Raw genomic sequence first — 7,881 nt, forward strand, 5'->3', positions numbered from 1 at the left:
GGACGCGGCCCTGCTCGGCGCCGCCGAGCTCGCCTTCGAGCAGCTCCTCAGCGACCCGCTCAGCTAGCCGCTCAGCCGTTCCAGGAACGCCAGAGGGCGGCGTAGGAGCCGTCGGCCGCGACCAGCTCGTCGTGTGAGCCCAGCTCGCTGATCCGCCCGTCCTCGACCACCGCGACCCGGTCCGCGTCGTGCGCGGTGTAGAGCCGGTGGGCGATCGCGATCACCGTCCTGCCTTCGAGCACCGCCGCGAGCGAACGCTCCATGTGCCGAGCGGCCCGCGGGTCGATCAGCGAGGTCGCCTCGTCGAGCACCAGCGTGTGCGGGTCGGCGAGCACCAGTCGGGCGAGCGCGACCTGCTGGGCCTGGGCGGCGGTGAGCGCCCGGCCGCCGGAGCCGACTTCGGTGCCGAGCCCGTCCGGCAGCGCCAGCACCCAGGGCAGGGCGTCGACCGCGGCCAGGGCCTCGCGCAGGGCCTCCCCGTCGGCGTCGGGACGGGCGAGCAGGAGGTTCTCGGCCACCGTGCCGACGAAGACGTGGTGCTCCTGGGTGACCAGCACCACGTGTCCCCGCAGGTCGTCCAGCGGGAGGTCGACGAGGGGTACGTCGCCGACGGTGACCCGGCCGGTGCGCGGCGGGTGGACGCCGGCGAGCAGCCGGCCCAGGGTCGACTTCCCGGCGCCGGACGGCCCGACCATGGCCAGCCGCTCGCCCGGCCGCAGGTCGAGGTCGATGCCGTGCAGCACGTCGCGGTCCTCCCGGTAGGCGAAGCGGACGTCCTCGACCCGCACGTGCTCGTCGGCCGGCTCTGTGTCCTGGGCGGTCCGGTCCGGTGGCACCTGCTCAACGCCGAGGATGCGGGCCAGCGCGGTCGCGCCGACCTGCACCTCGTCGAGCCAGGAGATGAGCCGGTCGACCGGGTCGACGATCTGCACGGCGTAGAGGGTCACCGCGGTGACCTCGGCCAGGGTCGCCTGTCCTTCGGAGACCAGCCAGCCGCCCCACACCAGGCTCAGGGTCGCCGGGATCGCGTAGGCCACCTCCATCGTCGGAAACCAGATCGTGCGCAGCCGCAGCGTGTAGCGCTCGGCCGCGTGGGCCTGGTCCAGGTCGCCCTCGATCCGGGCGATCCGGCGGTCCGCCAGACCGAGCGCCTCGACCGTGCGGGCACCGTCGACGGTCTCGGCCAGCGAGCCGTTGTACTGCGCATAGGCCTCGCGCTCGGCCAGGTAGCCCTGCGGGGCCCGGGCCAGGTACCAACGGGTGCCGACCGCGATCAACGGCGCGCCGGCCAGCAGGGGCAGGGCGAGCAGCGGGCTGGTGAGGAAGGCCGCCACGACGGTGAGAGCGACGGTGACCGTCGCGACGAGGACCTCGGGCATGGCGAAGCGCACCGTCCGGGACAGGGCCTCGATGTCGCCGGTGCTGCGGGTGACCAGGTCGCCGGTGCCGGCCCGCTCCACCGTGGACAGCGGCAGCGACAGGACCCGGGCCAGGTAGTTCTCGCGCAGCCCGGCGAAGACCGTCTCGCCGAGCACGAAGCCGGCCCGGCGGGCCAGCCAGGTCAGCAGCGTCTGGGCCAGCACGGCGCCGGCCAGCAGGGCGGCGATCCGGTCGACGTGCTCTGTCGTCGTGCCGTCCTGCAGCGAGCCGACCAGCTCGCCGAGCAGCCGCGGCCCGACCAGGCCGGCCAGCGCGGCCAGCGCGTTGAGGGCGAGCATGCCGACGAGCGCCTTGCGGTGGCGGGCGACCAGCACCCGGGTGTGCTGCCTGACCTGGCTGGGGGTGGCGACCGGGAGCAGCGTCGACCTGGCACTCATCGGTCGTCCTCCCCTCGGGTGACGGTCCGGCGGTAGCCGGGGTTCTCGGCGAGCAGCTCGCGATGGCTGCCGCGGTCGACGACGACGCCGTCGACCAGGAAGGCCACCTCGTCGCAGCGATCGAGCAGCAGCGGGCTGGCGGTGACGACGACGGTGGTGCGCTCGCCGTCGACGGCGTGCCGGGCCCGGTGCAGCCGGTCGGCCACGAGCAGCTCGGTGTGGGCGTCGACCGAGCTGGTCGGCTCGACCAGCACCAGGACCTCGGGGTCGGCGGCGACGACGCGGGCCAGCGCGACCCGCTGCCGCTGACCGCCGGAGAAGCCGCGGCCGGCCTCGTCCACCGCGGCGTCGAGGCCCTCGGGCAGCGCCTCGAGGACGTCCTGGGCGGCGGCGACGTGGACCGCCGCCAGCAGGTCGGCGTCGTCGCGGGCCCGGCCCCACGGGTCGAGCTCGTCCCGCAGCACCCCGGTGAACAGTCGCGCGTCCGCCTCGGACACAACGACCCGGCCACGCACCGCGGCCAGCGGGAGGTCGCGGATCGGCACACCGCCGAGGCTCACCCCGTCGTCGTCGCGGCTGAGCCGGCCGAGCCGGTGTGCCAGCGCCGCGGACTCGTCGGGGTCGGCGGAGACCACCGCTGTGAGGCGGCCCGGGTCGGGCGAGAAGCCGGACCGTGCGTCGTGCAGGGCCGCGCCGGGCGGTGGCTCGGTCGCCGGGTCGGCCGCGTCGCGGACCTCGGGCTCCGTCTGCAGGACGGCGACGATGCGCCGCGCACCGACCAGTGACCTGGTCACCTTGTCGGCCGCCTCGACCGCGGTGCGGATCGGGATGACGAGGAAGAAGGCGTAGCCGTAGAACGCGACGACGGCGCCGATGTCGATCGTGCCCTCCAGCGCCAGTCGGGCGCTCAGCCAGGTGACGACGACGAGGAAGACACCGGGCAGCAGCACCTGGGCGGAGTCCAGCGTGGCCTGGGGGGCGGCGACGTGCAGGCCGGCCTGGCGCAGCTCCTCGGACCGGCGGCGGTAGCGGTCGAGGAAGGCCGGCTCGCCGCCGATGCCGCGCAGCACCCGCAGCCCGGCGACGGTGTCGGCGCCGAGCGCGGTCAGCTGGCCGGCCACCTCGCGCTGGACGTGCTGGCGGCGCTGCAGCGGGCGCACGACCGGCCCCATGACGAGCACCATGGCGGGCACGCCGAGCAGGACGACCGTCCCGAGGAAGACGGAGGTGTCCAGCAGGATGACCGCCACGACGACGTACGAGATGACGGCGCCCGCGAGCCGAGCGGTGATGTCGAAGGCCGAGCCGATGTGCAGGGCGTCGTTCGTCGCGGCCGCCACCACCTCTCCGGTCGGCAGCCGGCGCCGGACCGCGACCCCGACCTGCGCGCTGTGCCGCCCGAGCAGCTGCATCGCGCGGAAGGACGCGCGCAGCCAGTTGTCGACCGCGATCCGGTGCCGCAGCACCCCGAACACCGCCTGGACGGCCGCGAGCCCGAGGACGACGGCCGACCATCGGGCGGCCGCCGACAGGTCCTCGTCGGCGACGCCCGCCTGCAGCCCGCGGCCGATCGCGAAGGGCATCAGAGCCTGCGCGACCATCCAGGTCACGCCGTAGACGACGCCGACGCCGATCGTCGGCAGCTGCTGGCGCCCCGTCCACAGCAGGAACCGGGCCGGCGACCGGAGGTCGGGCCGACCCGGGTCGTCGAACGGGAGGTGGCGCACGTCGATCGACCGTACGCGTGGCAGGACCTCGGATAAACCGGGTTTCTCCTAGACTCTGGCCGTGGCAGCCCCCGAGGCCGGCAGCTCCGGCACCCACGGCACGGTGCTCGTCGTCGATTTCGGCGCGCAGTACGCCCAGCTGATCGCGCGGCGGGTCCGCGAGGCCCGGGTCTACAGCGAGATCGTGCCGTCGACGACCCCGGTCGCCGAGATCCTCGCCCGCCGGCCGGCCGCGATCATCCTGTCCGGCGGCCCGTCCTCGGTCTACGCGCCGGGCGCGCCGACCGTCGACCCGGCCCTCTTCACCGCCGGGGTGCCGGCCTTGGGCATCTGCTACGGCTTCCAGGCGATGGCGCTCGCCCTGGGGGGCACGGTCGCGCGCACCGGCAGCGCGGAGTTCGGCCGCACCTCGCTCGAGGTCGTCGGGGCCGACCCGACCCTCTTCCACGGGCTGCCGCGTGAGCAGTCGGTCTGGATGTCGCACAACGACGCGGTGTCCGAGGCACCGGACGGGTTCGACGTCGTCGCGCGGACGACGGACACGCCGGTCGCGGCCTTCGAGGACGCCGTGCGACGGCTTGCCGGCGTGCAGTTCCATCCCGAGGTGCTGCACAGCGACCACGGCCAGGCGGTGCTCGAGCACTTCCTGTACGAGGTGGCCGGCCTCGAGCCGTCGTGGACGATGACCGGCGTCATCGACGAACAGGTCGAGGCCATCCGTGCGCAGGTCGGCGACAAGCGCGTGGTGTGCGGGCTCTCCGGCGGCGTCGACTCCGCGGTGGCGGCGGCGCTGGTCCACCGGGCCGTCGGCGACCAGCTCACCTGCGTCTTCGTCGACCACGGCCTGCTGCGCAAGGGAGAGGCGGAGCAGGTGGAGCGCGACTTCGTCGCGGCGACGGGAGTCCGCCTCAAGGTCGCCGACGCCGCGAAGCGCTTCCTGGACGCGCTCGCCGGGGTCAGCGACCCGGAGCAGAAGCGCAAGGCGATCGGCCGCGAGTTCATCCGGGTGTTCGAGGAGTCGGCCCGCGAGGTGGTCGACGAGGCCGGCGCCGAGGGGGAGTCGGTCGAGTTCCTCGTGCAGGGCACGCTCTACCCCGACGTCGTCGAGTCCGGCGGCGGCACCGGCACCGCCAACATCAAGTCTCACCACAACGTCGGCGGGCTCCCCGACGACCTGCAGTTCGGGCTGGTGGAGCCGCTGCGGACGCTGTTCAAGGACGAGGTCCGCCGCGTCGGCCTCGAGCTGGGCCTGCCCGAGGCGATCGTCTGGCGGCAGCCGTTCCCCGGCCCCGGCCTCGGCATCAGGATCATCGGCGAGGTGACCCAGGAGCGGCTGGACGTCCTGCGCGAGGCCGACGCGATCGCCCGTGAGGAGCTCACCGCGGCCGGGCTGGACCGTGCGATCTGGCAGTGCCCGGTGGTCCTGCTCGCCGACGTGCGCTCCGTCGGCGTCCAGGGCGACGAGCGCACCTACGGCCACCCGGTCGTGCTCCGCCCGGTGTCGTCCGAGGACGCGATGACCGCTGACTGGACCCGGGTGCCCTACGACGTGCTGGCCCGGATCTCGACCCGCATCACCAACGAGGTGCGCGAGGTCAACCGGGTGACGCTGGACCTGACCTCGAAGCCGCCCGGCACCATCGAGTGGGAATGACCCCCTGACCTGATGGCGACCGGAACTCGCAATGCCGCGGGCGTCGTGCTGCTCACGCTTGCCTCGTCGCAGTTCCTGATGACCCTGGACAGCTCGGTGATGAACGTGTCCATCGCCCAGGTCGCCGAGGACGTGGGCACCACGGTCACCGGGATCCAGACGGCGATCACGTTCTACACGCTCGTGATGGCCACCCTGATGATCACCGGCGGGAAGCTGGGCAGCCTGTGGGGGAGACGTCGCGCCTTCGCGATCGGCTGCATCATCTACGGAGTCGGCTCGCTCACCACCGCGCTGGCGCCGAACCTCCTCGTCCTGATGATCGGGTGGTCCGTGCTCGAAGGCGTCGGCGCCGCCCTGATCATGCCGGCCATCGTGGCCCTGGTCGCGGCCAACTTCCCGCCCGAGGGCAGGCCCCGGGCCTACGGCCTGGTGGCCTCGGCGGGTGCCATCGCGGTCGCGGCGGGCCCACTGATCGGCGGGCTCGTGACGACCCTGTGGACCTGGCGACTGGTCTTCGCCGGCGAGGTCGTCATCGTGCTCGTGATCCTGCTCATGACGCGGCGGATGCAGGATGTCCCTGCCGAGGGCAGGTTCCGGCTCGATCTCGTGGGCGTCGTGCTGTCGGCCCTGGGCTTGGGCCTGCTGGTCTTCGGCGTGCTCCGCTCGGGCGAGTGGGGTTGGGTGCAGCCGAAGGCCGGTGGGCCGTCGTGGCTTGGCCTCTCCCCGACTCTCTGGCTGGTCATCGGCGGGCTGGCCGTGATCCGGCTGTTCCTCGCCTGGGAGGACCGGGTGCTCGCCGCGGGCCGCGAGCCGCTGGTGCGCACCGAGCTGCTCCGCAACGCCCGGCTGGTGGGCGGAATCACCATGTTCTTCTTCCAGTTCCTGCTCCAGGCCGGGCTGTTCTTCACGGTGCCGTTGTTCCTGTCCGTCGCCCTCGGGCTGAGCGCGTTCGAGACCGGGCTGCAGCTGATGCCGCTCTCGGTGACCCTGCTCGTCGCCGCTCTCGGCATCCCCAGGTTCCTGCCCGCCGCTTCTCCGCGCACGGTGGTGCGGTGCGGCCTGGGCCTGCTGCTCGCCGGCATCCTGTCGCTGATCGGCGGCCTCGAGGCCGGCGCCGGGGCCGAGGTGGTCACGGTGCCGCTCCTGCTGGCCGGCCTCGGCGTGGGGGCGCTGGCCTCCCAGCTCGGCGCGGTGACGGTCTCGTCGGTCCCCGACGAGGCCAGCGGCGAGGTGGGCGGGCTGCAGAACACGATGACGAACCTGGGGGCGTCCCTCGGCACCGCGCTGGCCGGGTCGATCCTGGTGGCCGGGCTGACCACGTCGTTCCTCCAGGGCATCGACCAGAACCCGGACGTGCCCGACCAGCTGGTCGCGACCGCCGAGGTCGAGCTGGTCGGCGGCATCCCGTTCGTGTCCGACGCCGACCTCGAGGAGGGGCTGCAGGACGCCGGCCTGCCGGCCGCCGAGGTCAGCGCCCTGGTGGACGAGAACGAGACGGCGCGGATCTCAGCGCTCCGGGTCAGCCTGGCCGCGCTCGCGCTGCTCGCGCTGGTCAGCCTCTTCTTCACCAGGCTGGTGCCGACCGCCCCGGTCGGACGTGCCGGGGCGGCCGAGCCGAGCTGAGAGCGGTCAGGCGGAGGGCTTGGCGAACCAGACGGTGCGCTTGGTCCACACGCCCGGGCCGAGCCGCTTGCCGGAGCAGACGACGATGCCCAGCCGCGGCGGGCCGTCCAGCCGGTAGTAGCGCAGCAGCGTCCTGTCGGCGTCCACGACCACCTTGTCGACGACCCGGTAGCAGATCTTCTTGGTCTTGCCGAGGACCACGATCCGCTTGCCGATCGTCATCTTCTTCAGCATCCGGTTGCCGACCGCGCTGCCGTCGGGCCACACGTGGGCGTTCATCCGCACCACGCCGAACTTGCTGCCGGGATAGATGCCCGTGTACTTGTCGAACGCGAACATCTCCTTGCCGGCCTCGGTCAGGGGCGGATCGCCCGGCACCCGGCCGGCCTCGCGCGGCGGCATGATGACCTTCGCCCGGTAGGTGATGCCCTTGATGGTGATGCGCCTCGGGGTCAGCGGCTTGTTGAGCGTCGAGGGGCAGCCCGAGGCCGCCGCCGTCGACGCGGTGTCCGCCGTGGACACCGGCTGCGCCGTGGCTGTGCCACCGGTGCTCAGCCAGAAGGACGACGTGGCCACCGCCACCGCCACGAGGACTGCTCCGGTCCGCCTCACCGGCTCCTCCAGGGTTGTTGCGTCGGGCTGCTCGGAAGGTCGACGGTACGCGCGCATCGCGGGGACGGGAGGCGAAATCGGGAAGTTCCCCCACGTGTCGGGACCAGGTCGGGCCGAACGGGTGCACCCGGCCACGACGGGGTACCTCTCGGTCACTCTGGGCTACGAGATCGAATCATGCCGTTCTGGCGCCGCGACACCGCCACCGCCGACCCGGCCGCGGGCGACGAGGAGCTCGCCGGCCTGCTGCCGGGGGAGCTGCATCGAACACCGGGCCCGCGGCTCGCTCCACGGCACCGTCGCCGAGGCGCTCGTCGAGGCCGGACGGTCCTTCCCCGGCGCAGGCGCCCCAGACGCGCCGGCCATGGAGGCGTTCTGGGCCGACCGGCGGGTCCACGACCAGCTGGGGTCGCCTACTGTTCCTTGACACCGTGGCGGTACGTCG

At 73.4% G+C, this 7,881-nt stretch carries 5 protein-coding genes; 2 read left to right on the plus strand and 3 right to left on the minus strand.

The window, feature by feature from the left end:
* Nucleotides 1-71 precede the first annotated feature (71 nt).
* On the minus strand, nt 72-1,817 hold the full coding sequence (locus VK640_11600) for an ABC transporter ATP-binding protein (GenBank protein ID HTE73827.1): 1,746 nt from the start codon (nt 1,815-1,817) through the stop codon (nt 72-74).
* Nucleotides 1,814-3,544 (minus strand): ABC transporter ATP-binding protein, encoded by a 1,731-nt coding sequence (locus VK640_11605; protein ID HTE73828.1) that lies wholly within the window; start codon nt 3,542-3,544, stop codon nt 1,814-1,816. Before VK640_11605 ends, VK640_11600 begins: the two co-directional genes overlap by 4 nt.
* Nucleotides 3,545-3,605: 61 nt before the next feature.
* On the opposite strand from VK640_11605, the gene guaA reads away from it, so the two are divergent.
* Both guaA and VK640_11615 read left to right on the plus strand, forming a co-directional pair.
* Nucleotides 3,606-5,198, plus strand: coding sequence for a glutamine-hydrolyzing GMP synthase (gene guaA, locus VK640_11610; GenBank protein ID HTE73829.1), 1,593 nt, complete (start codon nt 3,606-3,608; stop codon nt 5,196-5,198).
* Between the two features lie 12 nt (nt 5,199-5,210).
* Complete coding sequence (locus tag VK640_11615; protein HTE73830.1) at nt 5,211-6,824, plus strand: MFS transporter; 1,614 nt, start codon at nt 5,211-5,213, stop codon at nt 6,822-6,824.
* 6 nt (nt 6,825-6,830) lie between these two features.
* Here the strand turns inward: VK640_11615 and VK640_11620 are convergent, their stop codons facing one another.
* Nucleotides 6,831-7,436, minus strand: a complete 606-nt coding sequence (locus VK640_11620; protein HTE73831.1) for a class F sortase — start codon at nt 7,434-7,436, stop codon at nt 6,831-6,833.
* Between the last annotated feature and the right edge of the window lie 445 nt (nt 7,437-7,881).

The organism is Actinomycetes bacterium (assembly GCA_035489715.1).
Lineage (GTDB): Bacteria > Actinomycetota > Actinomycetes > JACCUZ01 > JACCUZ01 > DATHAP01.

What these genes read in the sequence shown, in the direction of transcription:
- VK640_11615 (HTE73830.1), top strand. Translation starts at nt 5,211, where the DNA reads ATGGCGACCGGAACTCGCAATGCCGCGGGCGTCGTGCTGCTCACGCTT.
- VK640_11600 (HTE73827.1), bottom strand. Translation starts at nt 1,817, where the DNA reads ATGAGTGCCAGGTCGACGCTGCTCCCGGTCGCCACCCCCAGCCAGGTC.